The 19,283-nt window shown below is 68.6% G+C and carries 16 protein-coding genes and 1 pseudogene; 11 read left to right on the forward strand and 6 right to left on the reverse strand.

Annotated elements, in window-relative coordinates; genetic code table 11:
* Positions 1-64: 64 nt before the first annotated feature.
* The gene (locus tag ACILQR_RS09150) at positions 65-586 is read left to right on the forward strand and encodes a methylated-DNA--[protein]-cysteine S-methyltransferase (RefSeq protein ID WP_395651134.1); all 522 of its coding nucleotides are present in this window, start codon (positions 65-67) and stop codon (positions 584-586) included.
* Between the two features lie 287 nt (positions 587-873).
* On the opposite strand, the gene ACILQR_RS09155 is transcribed toward ACILQR_RS09150, so the two are convergent.
* Positions 874-1,854 carry an aldo/keto reductase gene (locus ACILQR_RS09155; protein WP_395651135.1) on the reverse strand — a complete coding sequence of 327 codons (981 nt, stop codon included), beginning with the start codon at positions 1,852-1,854 and terminating at the stop codon, positions 874-876.
* Between the two features lie 448 nt (positions 1,855-2,302).
* On the opposite strand from ACILQR_RS09155, the gene ACILQR_RS09160 reads away from it, so the two are divergent.
* Together ACILQR_RS09160 and ACILQR_RS09165 are read left to right on the forward strand one after the other, a co-directional pair.
* Positions 2,303-3,436 carry an NADH-dependent flavin oxidoreductase gene (locus tag ACILQR_RS09160; protein WP_395651136.1) on the forward strand — a complete coding sequence of 378 codons (1,134 nt, stop codon included), beginning with the start codon at positions 2,303-2,305 and terminating at the stop codon, positions 3,434-3,436.
* A gap of 90 nt (positions 3,437-3,526) precedes the next feature.
* Positions 3,527-4,423, forward strand: a complete 897-nt coding sequence (locus ACILQR_RS09165; protein WP_395651137.1) for a LysR substrate-binding domain-containing protein — start codon at positions 3,527-3,529, stop codon at positions 4,421-4,423.
* Positions 4,424-4,575: 152 nt separating this feature from the next.
* Here the strand turns inward: ACILQR_RS09165 and ACILQR_RS09170 are convergent, their stop codons facing one another.
* The 3 genes from ACILQR_RS09170 to ACILQR_RS09180 form a co-directional block, all read right to left on the reverse strand.
* Positions 4,576-5,055 carry a chemotaxis protein CheW gene (locus ACILQR_RS09170; RefSeq protein WP_395651138.1) on the reverse strand — a complete coding sequence of 160 codons (480 nt, stop codon included), beginning with the start codon at positions 5,053-5,055 and terminating at the stop codon, positions 4,576-4,578.
* 2 nt (positions 5,056-5,057) lie between these two features.
* On the reverse strand, positions 5,058-6,650 hold the full coding sequence (locus ACILQR_RS09175) for a methyl-accepting chemotaxis protein (protein WP_395651139.1): 1,593 nt from the start codon (positions 6,648-6,650) through the stop codon (positions 5,058-5,060).
* 140 nt (positions 6,651-6,790) lie between these two features.
* Positions 6,791-9,469, reverse strand: a complete 2,679-nt coding sequence (locus ACILQR_RS09180) for a M14 family metallopeptidase (RefSeq protein ID WP_395651140.1) — start codon at positions 9,467-9,469, stop codon at positions 6,791-6,793.
* 140 nt (positions 9,470-9,609) lie between these two features.
* On the opposite strand from ACILQR_RS09180, the gene ACILQR_RS09185 reads away from it, so the two are divergent.
* The 6 genes from ACILQR_RS09185 (at position 9,610) to ACILQR_RS09210 (ending at position 14,907) form a co-directional block, all read left to right on the forward strand.
* Positions 9,610-10,383, forward strand: coding sequence for an autoinducer binding domain-containing protein (locus ACILQR_RS09185; protein WP_395651141.1), 774 nt, complete (start codon positions 9,610-9,612; stop codon positions 10,381-10,383).
* Between the two features lie 301 nt (positions 10,384-10,684).
* Complete coding sequence (locus ACILQR_RS09190; RefSeq protein ID WP_271145452.1) at positions 10,685-11,014, forward strand: PadR family transcriptional regulator; 330 nt, start codon at positions 10,685-10,687, stop codon at positions 11,012-11,014.
* Between the two features lie 26 nt (positions 11,015-11,040).
* Positions 11,041-12,195, forward strand: a complete 1,155-nt coding sequence (locus tag ACILQR_RS09195; RefSeq protein WP_395651142.1) for an HAAS signaling domain-containing protein — start codon at positions 11,041-11,043, stop codon at positions 12,193-12,195.
* 27 nt (positions 12,196-12,222) lie between these two features.
* Positions 12,223-13,365, forward strand: a complete 1,143-nt coding sequence (locus tag ACILQR_RS09200; protein ID WP_395651143.1) for a bifunctional transcriptional activator/DNA repair enzyme AdaA — start codon at positions 12,223-12,225, stop codon at positions 13,363-13,365.
* Entirely contained in the window at positions 13,346-13,861 is a 516-nt protein-coding gene (locus tag ACILQR_RS09205) for a methylated-DNA--[protein]-cysteine S-methyltransferase (protein WP_395651144.1), read from the forward strand. Before ACILQR_RS09200 ends, ACILQR_RS09205 begins: the two co-directional genes overlap by 20 nt.
* A 92-nt stretch (positions 13,862-13,953) precedes the next feature.
* Positions 13,954-14,907 (forward strand): hypothetical protein, encoded by a 954-nt coding sequence (locus ACILQR_RS09210; RefSeq protein ID WP_395651145.1) that lies wholly within the window; start codon positions 13,954-13,956, stop codon positions 14,905-14,907.
* A 5-nt stretch (positions 14,908-14,912) separates the two neighbouring features.
* Here ACILQR_RS09210 and ACILQR_RS09215 read toward each other — a convergent pair whose 3' ends face one another.
* Together ACILQR_RS09215 and ilvA are read right to left on the reverse strand one after the other, a co-directional pair.
* Entirely contained in the window at positions 14,913-15,428 is a 516-nt protein-coding gene (locus ACILQR_RS09215) for a DUF2306 domain-containing protein (RefSeq protein ID WP_395651146.1), read from the reverse strand.
* A 137-nt stretch (positions 15,429-15,565) separates the two neighbouring features.
* Positions 15,566-17,089 carry a threonine ammonia-lyase, biosynthetic gene (ilvA, locus tag ACILQR_RS09220; RefSeq protein ID WP_395651147.1) on the reverse strand — a complete coding sequence of 508 codons (1,524 nt, stop codon included), beginning with the start codon at positions 17,087-17,089 and terminating at the stop codon, positions 15,566-15,568.
* A 378-nt stretch (positions 17,090-17,467) separates the two neighbouring features.
* Between ilvA and ACILQR_RS09225 the strand changes: the two genes are divergently transcribed.
* Positions 17,468-18,901 carry a S41 family peptidase gene (locus ACILQR_RS09225; protein WP_395651148.1) on the forward strand — a complete coding sequence of 478 codons (1,434 nt, stop codon included), beginning with the start codon at positions 17,468-17,470 and terminating at the stop codon, positions 18,899-18,901.
* Between the two features lie 116 nt (positions 18,902-19,017).
* A pseudogene (locus ACILQR_RS09230) lies at positions 19,018-19,283 on the forward strand (divergent polysaccharide deacetylase family protein); the annotation flags it as partial.

Raw genomic sequence — 19,283 nt, forward strand, 5'->3', positions numbered from 1 at the left:
CCAGATCGCGGCGGCCATGGACTATGGCCTGCTCAACGGGCTGATGGCCGGGGCGCGCGGCTGAGTGGGGGTGCCCGCCCGGCTGATCCTGTCGTCGATCGACAGCCCGATCGGCCCGCTGGCCTTCGCCTTTGACGCGGCCGGGGCGGTCCGGGGGGTGTCGTTCGGGGAGGGGCTGACCCGGACCATGGCGCGGGAGTATCCGGGCGCGGCGACCGTGCGAGGCGAGGCCCCGGCGGCGGTGGTCGAGGCCCTGTCGGCCTATTTCGAGGGCGACCGAGAGGCCCTGACGCGGATCGCCTGGTCGCTGGACGGGGCGGCCGGGGAGGCGGGGTTCCAAGCCCGGGTCTGGCGCGCCCTGGCCCGGGTGCCGGTCGGAACGACGATCTCCTATGGCGAGATGGCGCGGCGGGCCGGAGAGCCGGCGGCCGCCCAGGCGGCGGGCGTGGCCCTGAACCGCAACCCGATCCCCCTGGTCCTGGCCTGCCACCGGGTGGTCGGGGCTGACGGGGCCATGGTCGGCTTCGGCGGCGGACTGGAGCGCAAGACCTGGCTGCTGCGCCACGAGGGGGCCCTGCTGATCTGACCGCCGCCTCGGTTTCAGACCTTGGCGGGGGTGAAAAACAGGGTCTGAATGGTCTGAATGGTCTGAATGGTCTGAATGGTCCGAAAACCGTTGAGGTGGCGGCGCCGGCTCCATTCCCGTCGATGTCAAAGACCGTCGAAGGAGGTAAGGGTGCGAGGCTCTTTGGCAAGGGGTTGAAAGGAATAAATCCCTACGCCCCGATGGGGCGTTGTGGGGACGTCGAGGAGCCTGTCAGTATTTAACCCTTAGGTCCGCTTGAGTGATCTCCGAAGGTGGTGAGGTCGATTTCACCGCTCGATGAGCGCCATGTTGTTCGCGTCCATGCTCGCGCCATGGATGTTCAGGGTCGCGAACGCCGTTTCCATGTCACGCAGGTCCTGCGGAGTCAGATCGACGCCCAGCGCGCCATGGTTTTCTACAAGGTGGTCGCGATTCCGCGTGCCGGGGATCGGGACGATGAACGGCTTCTGGGCGAGCAGCCAAGCCAAGGAGACCTGGGCCGGGGTTGCGCTCTTCTCGCCGGCCTTGCGGCGGACGATGTCGAGGATCGGCAGGTTGGCCCGAATGTTCTCGGGCGTGAAGCGTGGGAAGTTGTGCCGGAAGTCGGTGGCCGGATCGAACCGGGTGTCGGGCGTCATGGTGCCCGTCAGAAAGGCCATGCCTACCGGACCCCAAGGCACGAAGCCGATGCCCAGTTCTTCGCAGATGGCCAGGACGCCGTTGTTTTCCGGCGCGCGCTCGACAAACGAATACTCGCTCTGGACGGCCGCCACGGGATGAACGGCGTGGGCGCGACGGATGGTGTCGGCGCTGGCCTCGGACAGGCCGAAATGCAGCACCTTGCCTTCGCGGATCAGGTCCGCGACCGTTCCGGCGACATCCTCGATCGGCACGTTCGGATCGACACGGTGCTGATAGAACAGGTCGATGCGGTCGGTGCGCAGCCGGCGCAGCGAAGCTTCAGCGACCCGCTTGATGTGGTCCGGGCGGCTGATGGGCGCGCCCGATCCTTCGACGTCGAAGCCGAACTTGGTGGCGATCTTCACCTCATTGCGGATCGGCGCGAGTGCTTCGCCGACGAGCAGTTCGTTGGTGTAGCCGCCATAGACTTCGGCAGTGTCGAAGAAGGTCACGCCGCGCTCGTGGGCGTAGCGCATGACGTTGATGCCGACGAAGCCGGGAGCGGGCGGGCCGTAGTTGGCGCTGATGGACATGCAGCCGGCGCCCAGTTCGGACACCTCCAGTTGGCCGAGCTTGCGGGTCTTCATGTCTGTGGGTCCAGTTCTGGTTTGAGTGGGGGCTGGCGCGTTCTGGGAAGCAGCCCAGACCGCCGGAGCGGCTGCCAGGACCGGCCCGGCGATCGCGGCCTGGATCAGGAAGGCGCGGCGGCTGGACGGGTGCGCCGGGTCTGACGCACGGGTTTGATCATTCAAGGCCATCTGTCTCTCCGGGTTCGGCTTGCGACGAAGATGGCGCGCGGCAGCGAGGAGATAAGACGGGGCAAACGGCTAGGGCCTATCCGCTCAGCGAATGAATGGCGTCCGGAGATCGCTCAAGCAGCGACCTCATTCGCATCAACGGCCGTCCTCAAGTCGCCCAGCTATTCGCTCGCCGAATAAGGCCATTCGATTTTGATCCTCTAATCTATGGCAACGGTGCCCCCACCTTGAAGGACGAAGCCGCCGCATGTCGCGGCGAGGAGAGAGCGATCCGGCCATGACGAAGCCCAACCCCTTGTTTGAACCCCTGACGCTGGTGGACGGTCTGACGCTTCGCAACCGCGTCGTCATGGCACCGATGACCACGTGGTCCGCTGACGACGACCTGACCGTCTCGGACCAGGAATTGGCCTACTATCGTCGTCGGGTCGGGGGCGTGGGCCTGGTGATCACCGGCTGCACCCATGTGACGCCTGAGGGCATCGGCTTCACCCACGAATATGCTTCAGATGAGGACCGGTTCACGCCCGGCCTGACCCGGCTGGCCGAGGCCACCAAGAGCGGTGGGGCCAAGGCCATCCTGCAAATCTTCCACGCAGGCGCACGCGCCCTGCCGGAACTGGCGCCGGGTGGCGAGATCGTCAGCGCCAGCGCGGTCACCGGCGAACCCAGCCCGTTCGCGCCCTGCGATGTGCCGGCCCGCGCCCTGACCGAGGCCGAAATCCTGGACATCGTCACCGCCTTCGGCGCGGCGACGCGACGCGCCATAGAGGCCGGGTTCGACGGCGTCGAACTGCACGGTGCCCACGGCTTCCTGCTGCCGAACTTCTTCTCGCCGCTCTACAATCTACGCACGGACGCCTGGGGCGGTTCGCTGGAGAGCCGGCTGCGCTTCCCGCTGGCGGTGATCGCAGAGGCGAAGCGGGTCATCGCCGAGCAGGCGGATCGGCCCTTCGTACTTGGGTATCGCGTTTCGCCCGAAGAGGTCGGCGAAGGCGGCATCCGCATCGCCGACACCCGCTATCTGATCGATGCGCTCATCGAGGGCGGCGTCGACTATATCCACGCCTCACTGGCCAGCGTGTTGGACGCCCGGCCCATGGATGACGAACAGGGCGAGACCATCGCCGAACAGGTCGTCGCCCATGTCGCCGGACGCGTCCCGGTCCTCGCTGCCGGTCAGGTGAGGACGCCGGCCCAGGCCGAACAGGCCTTGGACCGAGGCCTGTCGCTGGTGGCGGTCGGCCAAGGACTGATCATGAACCCGGATTGGGTCGAACTGGCCCGGACAGATCGAGCCGACGAGATCGTGACGACGCTGGACGTGGCGACCCTGCCGGACCTGGCTTTGCCCGCCAAACTGTGGGGCATCATCGACTCGGCGACCGGCTGGTTCACGATCAAGCGGTGAGCCCGCAGTGGCAGCGAAGAGTACTTACTGGCTGGCGTTTATGCGGTTTAGCCGCTTAGACGTAGATGGAGCTATTCACGGAGCTGCTGAATGAAGCGCGAGGAAATGGCTGATCTGACGGCCTTTGTGACCGTCGCCGACGAACGCAGCTTCACGCGCGCCGCCGCGAAACTGGGGTTGTCGCAATCGGCTCTCAGCCAGTTGGTCGCACGGCTGGAGCAGCGACTGGGCCTGCGGCTACTGGCTCGGACCACCCGCAGCGTTGCGCCCACAGAGGCCGGACAGCGGCTGCTGGAGACCCTCAAGCCCGCGCTCGAAGACCTCGATGCCAGCATCGCCGCCCTCAGCGATCTCCGCGACAAGCCGGCGGGCACGATCCGGATCACCTCGGTCGAGCATGCCTCGACAACATACATCTGGCCGGTGCTGAAGACCCTGCTGCGCGACTGTCCGGACATCTCGGTCGAGATCGTCGACGACTACGCCCTTGCTGATCTTGTGAAGGACCAGTTCGACGCCGGAGTCCGGCTCGGCGAACAGGTGGCCAAGGATATGATCGCGGTGCGGATCGCGCCGGACATGCCGATGGCTGTGGTCGCGTCACCCGACTATTTCGCCGCCCATCCGAAGCCGACCGCGCCGGCGGACCTGGTTCGCCACCGTTGCATCAACCTGCGCCTGCCGACGTCGGGCGGCCTCTATGTCTGGGGTTTCGAAAAAGACGGCCAGGAGTTGAAGGTCCGCACCGAAGGGCCGCTCGTTTTCAACAGCGTCTATCGAATCCGTGACGCGGCGATCGCTGGCCTCGGCGTCGGTTATCTGCCGACTGACATGGTACGGCCGGAGATCGACGCCGGTGCTCTGGTCGCCGTACTCGATGACTGGTGTCCGTCGCTGCCGGGCTACCACCTCTACTACTTGACCCGCCGGCAACCCTCTCCAGCCTTCGCCCTACTGGTCAAGGCGCTGCGGTACCGAATGACATGACCCATCGAGGCTAGTGGGCCCTCCGAACATCTCGTTGGCGAAGATGACCTCACTCTGGGCGGGCATGACGGCGGGGTGAGGGCGAGGCGGCGAGCGGGGGGCTCGGCCTGGAGCGGGCGGGTGCCGGAAGCGCGGCGTGAGGTGACCCGCCTCTAGGCGGCTTCGCCGACCGTTTCGAGCGGGAGCAGGGATCCGACGACCAGCCGCGACAGCATGCGGCCTTCCAGCGGGATGATGGCGTCGACGAACTGTTCGCTGGCGTCCGAGCCCATGGCGGGCGGGGTCTGGAGCAGGGAGGCCGCCAGCTGGAAGGTTTCCTGCACCCCGTCGACCAGGATCCCGGCCAGGCGACTGCCGTGCTGGATGACCACGATGACATGGCGGCTGGAGGGCTCGGTCCGGCCCAGGCCCAGGCGGCAGCGCAGGTCCAGGACCGGCATCACCGCCCCGCGCAGGTTGATCACGCCCAGGATATAGTCCGGGGTCTGGGGCATGGGGGTCGCCGGGGTCCAGCCCCGGATCTCGCGCACCGAACGGACGTCGATACAGTATTCCTGACCCCCGATCTCGAAGGAGATCAGCTCCAGCATGACGCCGGTTGCGGACGCGGCCTGGGTTTCAAACGGCGTCATGGTCAGAACTCCTCCCACTCGGCGGCCTTGAGGGCCGTGTTGCCGACCGAGCGGGGCGCCGGGCGGGATGGCCGGGGCCGCGCGAGGGTCTCGATCCGGGATTGGGCCGCATGGACCGGGTTCGACACCCTGGCGGGGCCTGCGGCAACCTTGAAGCGGGACACCAGCCCATCCAGCTCTCCGGCCTCGCTCTTGAGCGAGAAGGAGGCGGCGGTGGATTCCTCGACCATGGCGGCGTTCTGCTGGGTCATCTGGTCCATCTGGTTGACGGCGATATTGACCTGGCTGAGGCTGGCCGCCTGTTCCTGGGCCGAGGCGCTGATCTCGGAGACCAGGCCGTCGATGGTGGCGACCTGTTCCACGATCCGGGTCAGGCTCTCGCCCGTCTCGCCGACCAGGGCCACGCCCCGGCTGACCTGCTGGCCCGAGGTGGAGATCAGGCCCTTGATCTCCCTGGCCGCTTCGGCCGACCGCTGTGCCAGGGCCCGGACTTCCTGGGCCACCACCGCAAAACCGCGACCGGCGTCGCCGGCCCGCGCCGCCTCGACCCCGGCGTTCAGGGCCAGCAGATTGGTCTGGAAGGCGATCTCGTCGATGACCCCGATGATCTGGTTGATCTCGGACGCCGATTTCTCGATCTGGCCCATGGCGGCGATGGCGCGATCGACGACCTCGCCCGAGGCCTGGGCGTCGCCCTTGGCCGTCGCCACGACCTGGGCCGCCTGCTGCGAGCCGGAGGCCGTGCGCTTCACCGTGACCGTGATCTGTTCCAGGGCCGCGGCGGTCTGTTCCAGCGAGGCAGCCTGCTGCTCCGTGCGCTTGGACAACTCCTCGGAGGCCGAGGCGATCTCCTCGGAACCATTGAGGACGGCGGTGGCGGACCCGGAGATGGACTGCATCGTCGCCGCCAGGGTTTCGACGGTCTTGTTGAAATCATCCTTCACGCCCTGAAAGCGGGGCTCGACCTCGATATCCATGCGGGTCGTCAGATCACCGGCCGCCATGTGCTTGAGGCCTTCGGCCAGGGCGGCGACGACCCGGTTCTGCTGGTCCTCGGCCTCCTGACGCTCCGTCTCGGCGATTTTCCGGCGTGTCTCCAGGGCCTCCAGATAGACCGACACCGCGAGGTCCATATCCAGCAGCGTCGCCTTGACCAGGGCTCCCAGCTCGGCCGCCGTCGATCCCGCCGTCACGCCCCGGGCGTTCAGGGCATGTCTGGGCCAGCGCGCCTCGACGACCTTGGCCACCATGGCCTCCAGCACCAGGGCATAGCCACCGATGTACCAGCGAGGTTCCAGGCCGATGCGGGCATGGACCTCGCCGACCTTGTTGACGCCTTCGGCATAGCGTTCGTCGTAGAGCCCGCTGGAGATGATGTCCCAGTGCGCCAGCTGCTTCTTGTGCGCGGCGTCGATATGGCCATCGTCCTTGAAGAAGACCCTGGTCTCGGGCGTGGCCCGGACCTGTTCGTAGAACCCGTCCAGAGCCGCCGGCATCTCCTTCATGATGAGGGGCTTGATGGACTTGATGCGCGAACGCGCTGCCTCATCAAGCTTCATGAACTTGATGCGGCTCTCGACGGCTTGATTGGACACGGCTTTTCTTTCTTTCCCGAGAAGGGCGGCCCTCGGTCGTCCTTGTCCTAAAACCTTTCGATCAATGTGGATAAAGGGGATTTAAGGCTGCACTACGTAATTGTCCTTAGGGAATGCTGATCTTCCAACGTTGGCCGGGGTCACCACGCCGGTGAACTGTGGGCCGGTCCCCGGAACACCGCGTTGGCGAAGATGACCTCCAGCCCGTCCATATAGCCTCGGAAGGTCGGGTCGCTGGGGAAGGCGATGAGCCAGCCTTCGCCCTGGGGGGCGGCCATGACGGCGGGCTTGAAGGCGAGCTGGCGGCGGTTCTCGGCCCAGAGCTGGCCCGAGGCCAGCAGGGTGTCGGCGGAGGTGAAGCGGGCGACGTTGGTGCCCTCGCCCCGCTTCAGCGGGGTATAGATGTCTGAGCCCCGGACCAGGAAGTTCAGGGTCGGGGCGACGCCGGCCGAGAGCCAGTGTTCGGGATCGACCTCGGCAGTGGCCAGGACGCCGGCGACGCTGTCGGGGCCGCGCTCTCCGCCGTGGATCAGGCTGTCATAGGCGGCGCTGGTGGCGATCGCCGTGCCGGGGACGCGGGGCTTGTCGGAGGGGGCGTCGGACTTGTCGTCATCGGGGGCGACGGCGGTCTCGCGGCGGGCGGCGAGCATCTTTGACTCGGGTGCCGTCAGCAGGCGGGTGGCGTTGCCCAGGCCGATCAGGGTGCCGCCCTGTTCGACCCATTCGCGCAGGTGGGCGACGCCGCCCTCGCCCAGGGTTCCGGCATAGTCGCGGCCGTCGGGCAGGATCACGACCTGGAAGTGATCCAGATCGGCGGAGGCCAGGTTGGACGTGCGGACCACGGTGACGGGGTAGCCCAGCGAGCGCTCCAGCACATAGCGGGTGGCGCCGACGGCCGAGGGGTCGGTCGGGTCGTCCCAGGCCAGGGCGATGCGGGGGGCCCGGATCGCAACCGCATCGGCCGAGCCGAAGCCGGGGCCGTCGGAGACCCAGGAGTCGTCGATGCCGACGACCTCGGCGCCTTTGGACATGGCCAGTTCGCCCATGAGCTGGGGCAGGTCGGCCGGGTTGCCGGCGCGGGGGATGACCAGGGTCCCGGCGGGCCAGCGGCGGCCGGCGTGGGTGAAGGGCTTGTCCAGGCTGCGCAACTGCACGCCGTCCCTGAGTGCCTCGACCATCAGGCCGGTGCCGGCCAGACCGGGGGCGACGAGGAAGCCGTAGGCGGCGTCGGGGTTGTCCACGCCGCGCGGGATGACCTGGTCCTCGGTTGCCGCGGTGACGGCGACGGCGGGGGCCGAGGCGCATTTGTCCGACGGCACGTTGAACATCAGGGGCAGCGACCAGGCGGTGACGTCATAGATCTCGTCGCCCAGGCCGCGCGCGCGACGGCGCTCCTGTTCGGCCAGGAAGTCGGCGGGTACGGCGACGTCGCGGGTCAGCAGGACCTCGGCCATGCGGCTGTTGGGCTGGCTGAGGTTCACGACATAGGACCCGGCGGGGTAGGACTTGCCGCAAGAGGTGAAGCCGGCGTCGGCGCGGCCGACCTCGATGCCCGACGAGACCAGCAGGCCCGCCAGACGGTCGGCGGCCATGGGATCGTAGGTCGGCGGCGTCAGGACATAGGCGCCGCGTCCGCGCATCCCCTCGACGTGAAAGGCGTAGAAGGTGTTCAGCAGGCGGTCGTGGTTGGCGGAGGAGGCCTCGATCGTCGACAGGCTGGCCACCAGATGGTTCCGCACCGTCTCGCGATAGGTCAGGATCTCGCCCGACGAGCGCCGCGCCGCCAGCCCCCGCGACGACCCCTGTTCATAGGTCATCGACACCGCGCCCAGATAGCCGGGCCAGCCGTCGCCATAGCCGGGATAGAAGGCGTCGAAGACCTGGCGGTTGAAATAGGGGATGCCCTGCTGGTCGAAGCGGCGGGCGGTGTTGCGGCCGATGATCTCGCGGCTCTCCAGCGTCGAGGGGGCGATCAGCGGGTTCAGCGGCTGGGCCTCGGGCGGGAAGAAGAAGGTATCGTCGGTGCCCATCTCGTGGGCGTCGACCAGGACCTGGGGCCGCCAGTCGCGGACCTGGGCGGCGTGGCCGCGCGTCTCGGGCTGGGTCTGGATGAACCAGTCGCGGTTCAGGTCGAAGACGTCGTGGTTGAACCGGCCCGACGGCCAGGGCTCGTCGCGCTCGGCCGACAGGGGATCGGGATTGGCGACCGTGCCGAAGCCGGCGGCGTTGTTGTTCAGGAAACGCTCGCGGCCGTCGGGGTTCTGGGTCGGGACGAAGACGACCAGGGTGTTGGCCAGCCACCCCTGAACCGCCGGATCGCGCGAGGCCAGCAGGTGGCGGGCGGCGGCCATGGCCGCGTCGGCGGGGCTGATCTCGTTGCCGTGGACCGAATAGGCGAGCCAGACGATCACCGGCTGATCGGCGATGATGCGGGCGGCGTCGGCGGGGCTGGTGCTGCGGGGGTCGGCCAGGGCGCGGGAGTTGGCCTTGATCTGGTCCAGCCGGGCGATGTTGGCGGCGGAGCCCACGGCGGCCCAGAACACCGGGCGGCCCTCATGGGTGCGGGCCTGTTCGCCGATGACGACGCGGTCGGGGGCGGCGGCGCGCAGGGCCTCGAAATAGCGCAGCACGTCGGCCGAACGGCTGATCCGCTCGCCGCTGTCATAGCCGAGGACGGAGGTGACGGTCGGGACGGTGGCGTCGTACTCGGCCCCGGGGATCAGGGTCGGCCCGGGGACCTGGGCGAACGCGGGGGACGCGGCGACGGCGATCAGCGCCAGGGCGGACAGGAGGATCGAACGAGAGCGGGCAGACGGCATGGAAATCCCCGTGACACGACGCCCCAGCTTTAGCGACTGGCGTGGAAATGGAAACCGGTGACGGTTGCATCCCTGAAGCGATCGGCGAAGGGTTGATCGATCTCAGGTCGTGGAACAGAGTGTCGCCGTGGGGAGTACCGATGTCGATTAGCGTACAGAGTCGCGTGGACGATCTGTCGGCTGGCCAGGATCCGCAGGACGCGGTGCTGGCCGTCCTGCTGGCCGAGCGGGATCCCGACCGGCTGTGGCAGGCGTTTTCGGGCCGGCTGGCCGAGCTCGGCTTCGACAAGCTGAACTACACCGTCTTCCTGCCGTCGCGCTCGATTGACGCGCCGGACCTGATCAATCCGTCGCTGTCGACCATGCCCGCCGAATGGCTGGCGGACTATGCAGAGCGTCGGCTCGATCTGATTGATCCGCTCGTCGACTATGTCTCGGCGGGTGGACAGGATCCCATCCTGTTCGACGCCACGGCTGAGGGCGATATCGGAGAGGTTGCCCGCACCGCCCTGCGCGGCGGCATGAAGGCCGGTGTTCTCGTCCCCCTGCAACGCGGGCCCGGCCGTCATACCGGGGGCATGGTGATCGGCAGCAGCCTGGACCCCGCCGACACGCGCGAGCGGGTGCGTCGGCATGGCGCGCTGCTGCTGGCCATGACCCGGGTCTTCCATGCCGGGATCGCGGGCGAGATCATGCTGAGAACCCATGGCGCCCAGGCCCTGTCGGCGCGGGAACGGGACTGTCTGTCGGCCGTGGCCATGGGACGCCGGATCAGCGCCGTCGCCCACGACCTCAATATTGCCGAGGTCACGGTAGGCATGCACCTGAAGAACGCCCGCAAGAAGCTGGGGGCTCGCAGCCTGCCGGAAGCGGTGGCTCGCGGCCTGATCTTTCAGCAGATCGAGACACTCTGACGCCATCCCCGGGCCACCCAGCGGGCCTACCTATGGAAATCCGCAGGTTTCGCGAGGCGCGCGAAAACGCCAGTGTGGACCTGCCCGGCCGGGCGATCGCGAAAGCGCCCCGGCTGCGGTCCGCATCACCCTCCGCCTGACCGTAGGGGGTTGTCGGCCCCGGCGTCCCGACCTCGCCCCACGAGGTCGGGACGCCCACTTTTTACCCTGTCCACCGGAACTGCTCAACCGGCATTGACTCGGTCGCACAGTATGCGGCATACACTGTGCGTCACACACTATGTGACGAGCAGGATCAGCCATGACGATCGATGCAGAACTTTTTGAATCCATGCGGCTGGAGCTTCGGCGCGGGTCGCTGGTGCTGGCCGTGCTCGCCTGTCTCAGGACCGAACGCTACGGCTATACCCTGCGCCAGGCCCTGGCGGCCGACGGGCTGGAGATGGAGGAATCGACCCTCTATCCGCTGCTGCGCCGTCTCGAGAGCCAGGGCCTTCTGGCCAGCGAATGGCGCGAGGAAGAGAAGCGGAAAAAGCGCTTCTACGTCCTGTCGCCGATGGGCGAGGCCATGCTCGCGGCCCTGACCGACGAATGGCGGGGCATCAATGCCTCGCTCGACCGAATTCTCTGAACAATCCCGACCTTGGAGCAACCAGGATGACCCTGACAGACCGATATCTGAAGGCCGTGGCGGCGCAGCTGCCCAAGGCCACGCGCGACGACATCATCGCCGAGCTGCGAGACGCCATCCAGACCCGGATGGAGGACCGCGAGGAAAGCCTCGGCCGACCCCTGAGCGAGGCGGAACAGGAGGCCGTGCTGCGCGAGGTGGGCCACCCCCTGACCGTCGCCGCCCGTTATGGTTCGGGCCCCCAGCACGTCGTCGGGCCGGAGCTGTATCCGTGGTGGATGTTCGGGGTGAAGGTGGCGCTGGTGGCCATGGCCGCGATCACGGTCATCGGCCTGGTGGTACGGGTCTTCGCCGGGGACATGATGGCGGGTCAGGCGATCGGCCATGCCTTCGCCAACGTCTTCAACGGCGCGATCACCATCGTGGGTCTGGCCACCCTGGCCGCCTTCATCATCGAGCGACAGAAGGAAAAGCCGGCCTTCATCCGCGACTGGCGGGTCAAGGACCTGGGCCTGTTCGAGATCGCGGCGTTCGACGCCGACAGCGTGTCGCGGGCCCTGTCCGAGAACGGTCCGACACAGACTGGTTCGAGTTTGGGCGGCGCGGCCGACCGCGCCCAGGGCCGGGTGCGGGGCATGAGCAGCCAGATGTCGCCGGCCGCGCGCGGCGTGGCCAGCGCCATCGCCTGGGCCGTCTTCCTGCTGTGGTGGACCGGGCTGCTGACGACGCGGGACCTGCGGCCCATCGACCTGGCCGTGACCATCGACGGCGTCAGCTATTCGCAACTGGTGATCCAGACCCTGGGCCTGATCTACTGGCCCGTCATCGCCTATGCCCTGGCGCGGATCGTGTTCGGACTGGCGCGGGCGGCCATGCCGGGATCGGTGCGGCTGACCGGGCTCGGCGACCTGGGTCTCAGCGTGACGCGGGCCTGTTTCTACGGCTGGCTGTGGATGGCCTCGCCCCTGTCGCCGCTGATCCGCGCCGACAGTCTGCAGACGATGATCGAGCGCGTCGCGACCATGGTGCAGACCCACGACTGGGCCTTGGCGACGATCCTCATGCTGGTGGTGGCCATCGGCTTCGTGACCAGTCTGTTCGAGGCGTCGGGGGCTCTGTGGCGGCTGGTCACCGGCAAGCCGTCGCCGGGTGCGGACAGGCTCAAGCCCAGCCTCGTCTGACCCCGTCATGTCCGAAAACCGCGAGACATGGGGGCGATCAGCCCCCATGTTGGCGTCATGGAAACGGCGCGCGACACATTGGATCAGGAGGCCTGCTACCGGGCGGTGCTGACCCGCGATGCGCGGTTCGACGGACGGTTCTTCGGCGGGGTGACCTCGACCGGCATCTATTGTCGGCCGGTCTGTCCGGCGCGGACGCCCAAGCGCGAGAACATGATCTTCTATCCCACCGCGGCGGCGGCGGAGGAGGCCGGGTTTCGGGCCTGTCTGCGTTGTCGGCCCGAGACGGCGCCCGATATGGGGGCATGGCGGGGGACGTCCAACACGGTCAGTCGGGCCCTGGCCCTGATCGAGGCGGGGGCGCTGGATGAGGCCGACGTCGATGCCCTGGCCGGACGACTGGGGGTGGGCGAGCGCCAGCTAAGGCGGCTGTTCCGGCAGCATCTGGGGGCGGCCCCGGTCAGCGTGGCCCAGACGCGGCGGGTGCTGCTGGCCAAGCAGCTGATCCACGAGACGGATCTGTCGATGGCCGAGGTGGCCCTGGCGTCCGGCTTCGGCAGTGTGCGGCGGTTCAACGAGACCTTTCAGTCCTTGTACGGACGACCGCCCTCGGCGCTGCGGCGGCGCAAGGAGCGGGCGGCCGAGGTCGGGGTGCGGCTGGGGCTGTCCTATCGCGAGCCCTATGATCGCGAGACCATGTTAGCGGCGCTGTCGGCGCGCGGAGACGCGGTCGAGGACGGCCGGTGGTCGCGAGCCCTGACCGCCGACATCGATGGGGCGGACGGTCGGGTCGTGGTGGCCTTTGGGCGGCCGGGACGGGTCGAGGTCGTGGTCGAGGCCTCGGACCTCAAGGCCTTGCCGGGTGTGCTGGCGCGGGTGCGGCGGGTGTTCGATCTGTCGGCCGATCCCGAGGCGATCGCGCGCGACCTGTCGGCCGATCCGGGGATGATATCCCTGGTCGAGGCACGGCCGGGGCTGCGGCTGCCCGGCGCCTGGATCGATGACGGACAGACAGCACCGAGCGACCGGTGGCCGGCGGATTTCGAGGCGAGGGCAACGGCGCGCGCAGAGCGGTGGCGGCCCTGGCGGGCCTATGGGGCGCTGCACCTGCGGACGGCGGGACTGTCGGCGCAAGACCTGGAGAATGAAGATGAACAACGCGCAGCCTGAGCCCTTCACCCTGGACCGGATATCGACGCCGGTCGGCGAGGTGCTGCTGGTCGTCGATGCCGGGGGCGCGGTCGTGGCTCTGGATTTCGAGGACTATGAGGCGCGGATGATGCGGCTGCTGGCGCGGTATCACGGGGCGTTCGTGCTTGAACCGGGCGCGGTGCCGGAGACGACGCGGTCGGCGGTCGCGGCCTATTTCGCCGGGGACCGGACGGCGCTTGACGGGCTGGTGGTGCGGACTAACGGAACAGCGTTTCAGCGCGAGGTCTGGGCTGCCCTGCGCGCCATCCCGGCGGGGGAGACGCGGACCTATGGCCAGCTGGCGGCGGCGATCGGGCGGCCCAAGGCGGTGAGGGCCGCAGGCCTCGCCAATGGCCAGAACCCTGTCGCCCTGATCGTGCCCTGTCACCGGGTGATCGGGGCCAACGGCACCCTGACCGGCTATGCGGGCGGGCTGGAGCGCAAGCGGTGGCTGCTGGCGCACGAGGCCCGGTGACGGGGCGGCCTGAGCCGGGGCTCGACCCTCTTCGGCGACGGGTTTAGACTGAGGCGACGGCCGGGGTACGCCTGGCCGACGAGGATGCCGCCATGTTGATCGCCGCGCTCGCCGCCCTGGCCCTGTCCGCCCAACCCATGCCTGTCGCCGCTCCGCCGCAGGTCGATCCGGACACCCCGTTCCAGCTCAATGACCTCGAGGTCACCGGTCGCCGGCTCGAAAGCCTGGTGCGCGATTTCGTGGTCGATGTCGGGGCCCCGGTGCGCAACCGCGACCTGGCCCGGTGGAGCCGCAGCGTCTGTCCGGGCACGGTCAATCTGAGGACCGCCGAGGCGCAGTATTTCATCGACCGCATCGCGACGACGGCCATGAGCGTCGGGCTGAACCCCGCAGGTCCCGGCTGTGACCCCAACGTCATCATCATCTTCGCCGTGGACGCCGATCCGGTGACCCGGGCCTTCGTCGCCCAGGCCCCGCGCCGCTTCGTCAGCGGCGGAGCAGGCACCGATCGCGGCCGAGCCCAGCTGGCGAAGTTCCAGACCACCGACGCCCCCGTGCGCTGGTGGCATTCCAGCATGCCGGTCTTCTCCGACACCGGCGAGCGGGCCACCCGCCTGCCCGGCGACATCATCGGCAACGGTGCGGGGGTCGGCGGTCAGGACACGACCTTCGCGTATGCGCCCTCGGTGCGGACCACGGTGTCGTCGCGGCTGCGTTCAGAGATCGTCGACAACCTGTCCAAGGTCTACATCGTCGTCGATGCGGGCAAGCTTGAGGGCACCACGCCGGATCAGCTGGCCGACTATCTGAGTTTCCTCGCCTTGGCTCAGGTCGATCCGGAGGCGGAGACGCGGGGCTATGCCACGATCCTGAACCTGTTCGACGATCCGCAGGGGACGCCCGGCCTGACCGACCTGGACCGGGCCTATCTGGACGGGCTCTACAAATCCGAGCGCGGCCTGGGCAATGCGTCCAGTCAGACCCAGGAAGTCGCCAACGCCATCGTCCGCGCCCACCACGCGATCCGGGCGGCCAAGGGCGAATAGGGCCTTCAGCCGAAGACGATCTTCCACATCAGCCGGCCCGGCGCGAAGGTGAAGGCGCCGGCGATCAGCAGGCCGCCCACGAACAGTCCGGTCATGCCGCGCCGGTGCGATTTGATGTCGTGACGTCTGGCGGCGAATACCGCCATGGGCAGGGCGATCACGGTCCAGCCGCTGAGCAGGTGGATCCAGGAGAAGGTCCCGCTGGTCCGGATGAAGAAGGAGCTGATCGCCACGGTCGCCATGGCGATCACCCAGGTCCAGCCCAGGGTCCGGTGCAGGGTGTTGCCCTTGACGCCGAGCAACAGCACCGTGCCTATCAGCAGGGCGGACAGGGCAGCACCGACATGCAGCTGGATCACCACCGGCTGGGCGGCCAGCAGGGCCAGGTCCGGGGCGTGGGGATGGGACCAGAGGGGCAGCAGGCCGGCCTGGGCGAGCCCGATCCAGGCGGCGACGACGAGGGTCAGGCCAAGTGCGGCGAGCGGCCAGGGGCGGAGCAGGGGACGGGTGATCGAGGACATGGCGGGCTCCGGATAAGGGGATGCCCCGGTGTAGCCTCGCCGATCTTGCCGTCATCCGCGACTGCGCGATCGGTCGGCCCGGATGCGCGGATGGCGGGGCGGTGCCGCTGGCGAAGCGCGAATGGACAGGTGTTGCGTCAGACCCCATCCAGGAACAGCCGGCTGGCCGGGTTGTCGGTTTCGTCGACGTAGGGGTAGCCGAGGTCGGTGAGGGCCTCGGTCAGGGCGTCCAGTTCGGCGGGCGGGACCTGAATCCCGGCCAGGACGCGGCCGACGTCGTCGCCGTGGTTGCGATAGTGGAACAGGGTCAGGGCCCAGGCCGGCTGGAGTGCGTTCAGGAAGCGCAGGAAGGCACCGGGGCGTTCGGGGAACTGGAAGCGGAGGATGCGTTCGCCCTCCAGCCCCGCCGCGCGGCCGCCGACCATGTAGCGGACGTGCAGCTTGGCGGTTTCGTTGTCGCTCATGTCCTCGACCCGGTAGCCCGAGGTCTGGAGGGTGGCGATCAGGTCCTCCTTCTCGTGCGGGCCCGAGCGCAGGGCGACGCCGACGAAGAAGTGGGCCGCGCCGTCGGGGGCCCAGCGGTAGTTGAACTCGGTCACGGACCGTCCGTCCAGCAATCTCAGGAACCGGGCATAGGCGCCGCGCTCGTCCGGCAGGGCGACGGCCAGCAGGGCCTCGGCCCCCTCGCCGATCTCGGCCCGCTCGGCGATATGGCGAAGGCGGTCGAAGTTGACGTTGGCGCCCGAGTTGATGGCGATCAGGGCGGCGTCATTGTCCGTACACGGATTCAGTGCGGCCCAGGCCTTGAGCCCGGCCAGGGCCAGGGCACCCGACGGCTCGGCGACGGCGCGGCTGTCGTCAAAGATGTCCTTGATCGCCGCGCAGATGGCGTCGGTGTCGACCAGGATGATGTCGTCCAGCAGGTCCTTGCACAAGCGGAAGGTCTCGTCGCCCGCGCGCAATACCGCCACCCCGTCGGCGAAGACACCGACGCTGTTCAGGGTGACGACCCGGCCGGCGTCGATGGCGGTCTTCATGGTGGCGGCATCGACCGGCTCGACCCCGATGACTTTCGTCTCGGGCCTGAGGAATTTGACGATGGCGGCGACGCCCGAGGCCAGTCCGCCGCCGCCGATCGGCACGAAGACGGCCTCGATCGGCCCGGAATGCTGGCGCATGATCTCCAGCCCCACCGTGCCCTGGCCGGCGATGACCTCCGGGTCGTCGAAGGGGTGGACGAAGACGGCGCCGGTTTCAGCCTCGATCGCGCGGGCGTGGGCATAGGCCTCGTCGAAGGTCTCGCCGTGCAGGACGACATTGCCGCCCCGCGCCCTGACCGCCGCCACCTTGATGGCGGGGGTCGTGACCGGCATGACGATGGTCGAGACCGCGCCGCGCCGCGTCGCCGCCAAGGCCAGCCCCTGCGCGTGATTGCCGGCCGAGGCGCAGATCACGCCGCGCGCCAGGGCCGCAGCGTCCAGCCCGGCGACCTTGTTGTAGGCCCCGCGAATCTTGAACGAGAAGACCGGCTGCAGGTCCTCGCGCTTCTGCAACACCGGCCGACCCAGGCGCGCGCTCAGGCGCGGCAGGGGATCGAGCGGGCTCTCGATCGCCACGTCATAGACGCGGGCGGTCAGGATGCGGCGGACGGTGTCTTGCATGGGTCGTGTTCTGGACGGCGGTGCGGCGGCGTGTGCGCGTGATTTCTGACCGGTCTTCTAGCGGTTCGCGCAAGAAATGCTGCACAAAAGTGGTTGAGACTCCAGGGAGGTGCAGGCTCACCTCCCCCATCGCCGTTGGTGGGTCAGCACCGGCGCACGCCCTGCCTTTCAGTGTGAGCCCGTCGCCCAGCGGCCTCGGCAATCCCCGAGGCCTCAGCCATCTCTCCGGCATGGACAAGCGCGGTGCCTGCACGCAGAGACTATCCACCACGCCCAACCCCCACTCCCGCTTGCCTGACGCCCCATCCTTCCCCACACTGAACAGATACCGGACGCTCCAGAGGCTTCGGAATGCCGTTGGATCGCGAAAGAGACCGAATGCGTAAGAGATTCCTGGCCGGCGGCGTCGTGATTGCGCTCGGCCTGACCGGCATGACCGTGGCCACCCAGACGCCGCGCAACGAAACCTTCCGCATGCTGCAGCTGTTCGGCGACGTCATCGCCGTGGTCGAACAGGCCTATGTCGTGCCCGTCGACAACAAGAAGCTGGTCGAGGCGGCCCTGGCCGGGATGATGACGGCGCTGGACCCCCACTCCAACTATCTGCCGCCGGACGGCTATGAGGATCTGCAGGAGCGGACGAGCGGCGAATACTCCGGCGTCGGCCTGACCATCACCGCCGAGGGCGGGCTGGTGAAGGTGATCTCGCCGATGGACAACTCACCCGCCGGGCGCGCGGGGGTCCAGGCGGGCGACGTCATCTCGGCCATCGACGGCCAGAACGCGGCCGGCATGACCGTGTCCCAGGTGTCGGAGAAACTGCGCGGCGCCATGGGCACCTCGGTGACCGTGACCTTCCTGCGCGACGGCGAGGAGGCCCGCGAGGTCGTCCTGACCCGCGAGGTCATCAAGGTCGAGAGCGTCACCGGCCGCCTCGAAGGCGACTTCGGCTATTTGCGTATCTCGACCTTCAACGAGAACACCGGCCGCGAACTCACCGAGACCATCACCCGGCTGAAGGCCGAGAAGCCCGGCCTCAAGGGCTTCGTCCTGGATCTGCGCAACAACGGCGGCGGCCTGCTGACCGCGGCCATCGACGTGTCCGACGCCTTCCTGGAACGCGGCGAGATCGTCAGCCAGCGCGGCAGGAAGCCCGAGCAGATCGAACGCTATGCCGCCAAGCCCGGCGACCTGAGCGGCGGCCTGCCGCTGGTGGTTCTGGTCAACTACGGCTCGGCCTCGGCGTCCGAGATCGTCGCCGGCGCGCTGAAGGACCACGAGCGGGCCACGATCGTCGGCCTGACCAGCTTCGGCAAGGGGTCGGTCCAGACGGTGATCCCGCTGGGCGGCGGCCGCGACGGGGCCCTGTCGATCACGACCGCGCGCTACTACACTCCGTCCGGCACCTCGATCCAGAAGATCGGTATCGAGCCCGACCTCGAGGTCGCTCGCACGGAAGCCGAAGCGAAGATCATCTCCCGCTCCAGCTTCATCTATTCCGAGGCCGCCTATTCGACCGCGCTGGACGCCTCGATCGGCGCCGAACGCAAGGGCCCCCACGTGCCGCGTGAGGCCCCCGGTCCGGACTTCGACAAGGACAAGGACTACCAGCTGGAACGCGCGCTCGACGTCCTGCGCGCCGGCGGCGACCTGACGCAGCTTGCCGCCGCGCCGACGGGCATCGTCGTCACCGACCCGAACGCGGCCCCGGTCGAGACCGCCGAGGCGACCGGAACGCCCCCGGCCTCGCCCCAGCGCGCGCCGGAGATCACGCCCGGCAACGTCCCCACCCCCCAGGAACGCCGCCGCTGACCGCCGTTCATGGCTAATGCCCCGTTAGGCTTTCTTAACCGCCGCACGCCACAGTGAGCCCGAAGGAGCCGTCGTCGCGGTTCCGCCAAAGGCCCACCGAGCGTTCGTCCGTGTCCATGTTCGCCAAACGTCAGTCCGCCCTGGCCGCCACCGCCGGCAGCCCGCCCCAGCCGCGCGGCGCGGGGCTGAACCTCGCCCAGATCGTCGCCGTCCTGAAGCGTCCTCCGGTCGCGGTGGGCGTCGCAGGCCTGTCGCTGATCGCGGCCGCCGCCCTGTTCCTGACCGTGCTCGGCGATCCCCGCGCCGGAACGCCCACCGCCCGCGCCAGCCTGACCCGCGCCGCCCCGGCCGCCGCGCCCGCCCCCACCGGCGCGGAGGCCTT

It is taken from the genome of Brevundimonas sp., from assembly GCF_044239655.1.
Classification (GTDB): Bacteria; Pseudomonadota; Alphaproteobacteria; order Caulobacterales; family Caulobacteraceae; genus Brevundimonas.

Excerpts from the sequence above, each read along its gene's own strand:
- ACILQR_RS09225 (WP_395651148.1), top strand. The coding sequence starts at position 17,468 with ATGCGTAAGAGATTCCTGGCCGGCGGCGTCGTGATTGCGCTCGGCCTG.
- ACILQR_RS09205 (WP_395651144.1), top strand. The coding sequence starts at position 13,346 with ATGAACAACGCGCAGCCTGAGCCCTTCACCCTGGACCGGATATCGACG.
- ACILQR_RS09195 (WP_395651142.1), top strand. The coding sequence starts at position 11,041 with ATGACCCTGACAGACCGATATCTGAAGGCCGTGGCGGCGCAGCTGCCC.
- ACILQR_RS09210 (WP_395651145.1), top strand. The coding sequence starts at position 13,954 with ATGTTGATCGCCGCGCTCGCCGCCCTGGCCCTGTCCGCCCAACCCATG.
- ACILQR_RS09185 (WP_395651141.1), top strand. The coding sequence starts at position 9,610 with ATGTCGATTAGCGTACAGAGTCGCGTGGACGATCTGTCGGCTGGCCAG.
- ACILQR_RS09165 (WP_395651137.1), top strand. The coding sequence starts at position 3,527 with ATGAAGCGCGAGGAAATGGCTGATCTGACGGCCTTTGTGACCGTCGCC.
- ACILQR_RS09190 (WP_271145452.1), top strand. The coding sequence starts at position 10,685 with ATGACGATCGATGCAGAACTTTTTGAATCCATGCGGCTGGAGCTTCGG.
- ACILQR_RS09160 (WP_395651136.1), top strand. The coding sequence starts at position 2,303 with ATGACGAAGCCCAACCCCTTGTTTGAACCCCTGACGCTGGTGGACGGT.
- ACILQR_RS09215 (WP_395651146.1), bottom strand. The coding sequence starts at position 15,428 with ATGTCCTCGATCACCCGTCCCCTGCTCCGCCCCTGGCCGCTCGCCGCA.
- ACILQR_RS09170 (WP_395651138.1), bottom strand. The coding sequence starts at position 5,055 with ATGACGCCGTTTGAAACCCAGGCCGCGTCCGCAACCGGCGTCATGCTG.
- ACILQR_RS09200 (WP_395651143.1), top strand. The coding sequence starts at position 12,223 with ATGGGGGCGATCAGCCCCCATGTTGGCGTCATGGAAACGGCGCGCGAC.
- ACILQR_RS09155 (WP_395651135.1), bottom strand. The coding sequence starts at position 1,854 with ATGAAGACCCGCAAGCTCGGCCAACTGGAGGTGTCCGAACTGGGCGCC.
- ilvA (WP_395651147.1), bottom strand. The coding sequence starts at position 17,089 with ATGCAAGACACCGTCCGCCGCATCCTGACCGCCCGCGTCTATGACGTG.
- ACILQR_RS09180 (WP_395651140.1), bottom strand. The coding sequence starts at position 9,469 with ATGCCGTCTGCCCGCTCTCGTTCGATCCTCCTGTCCGCCCTGGCGCTG.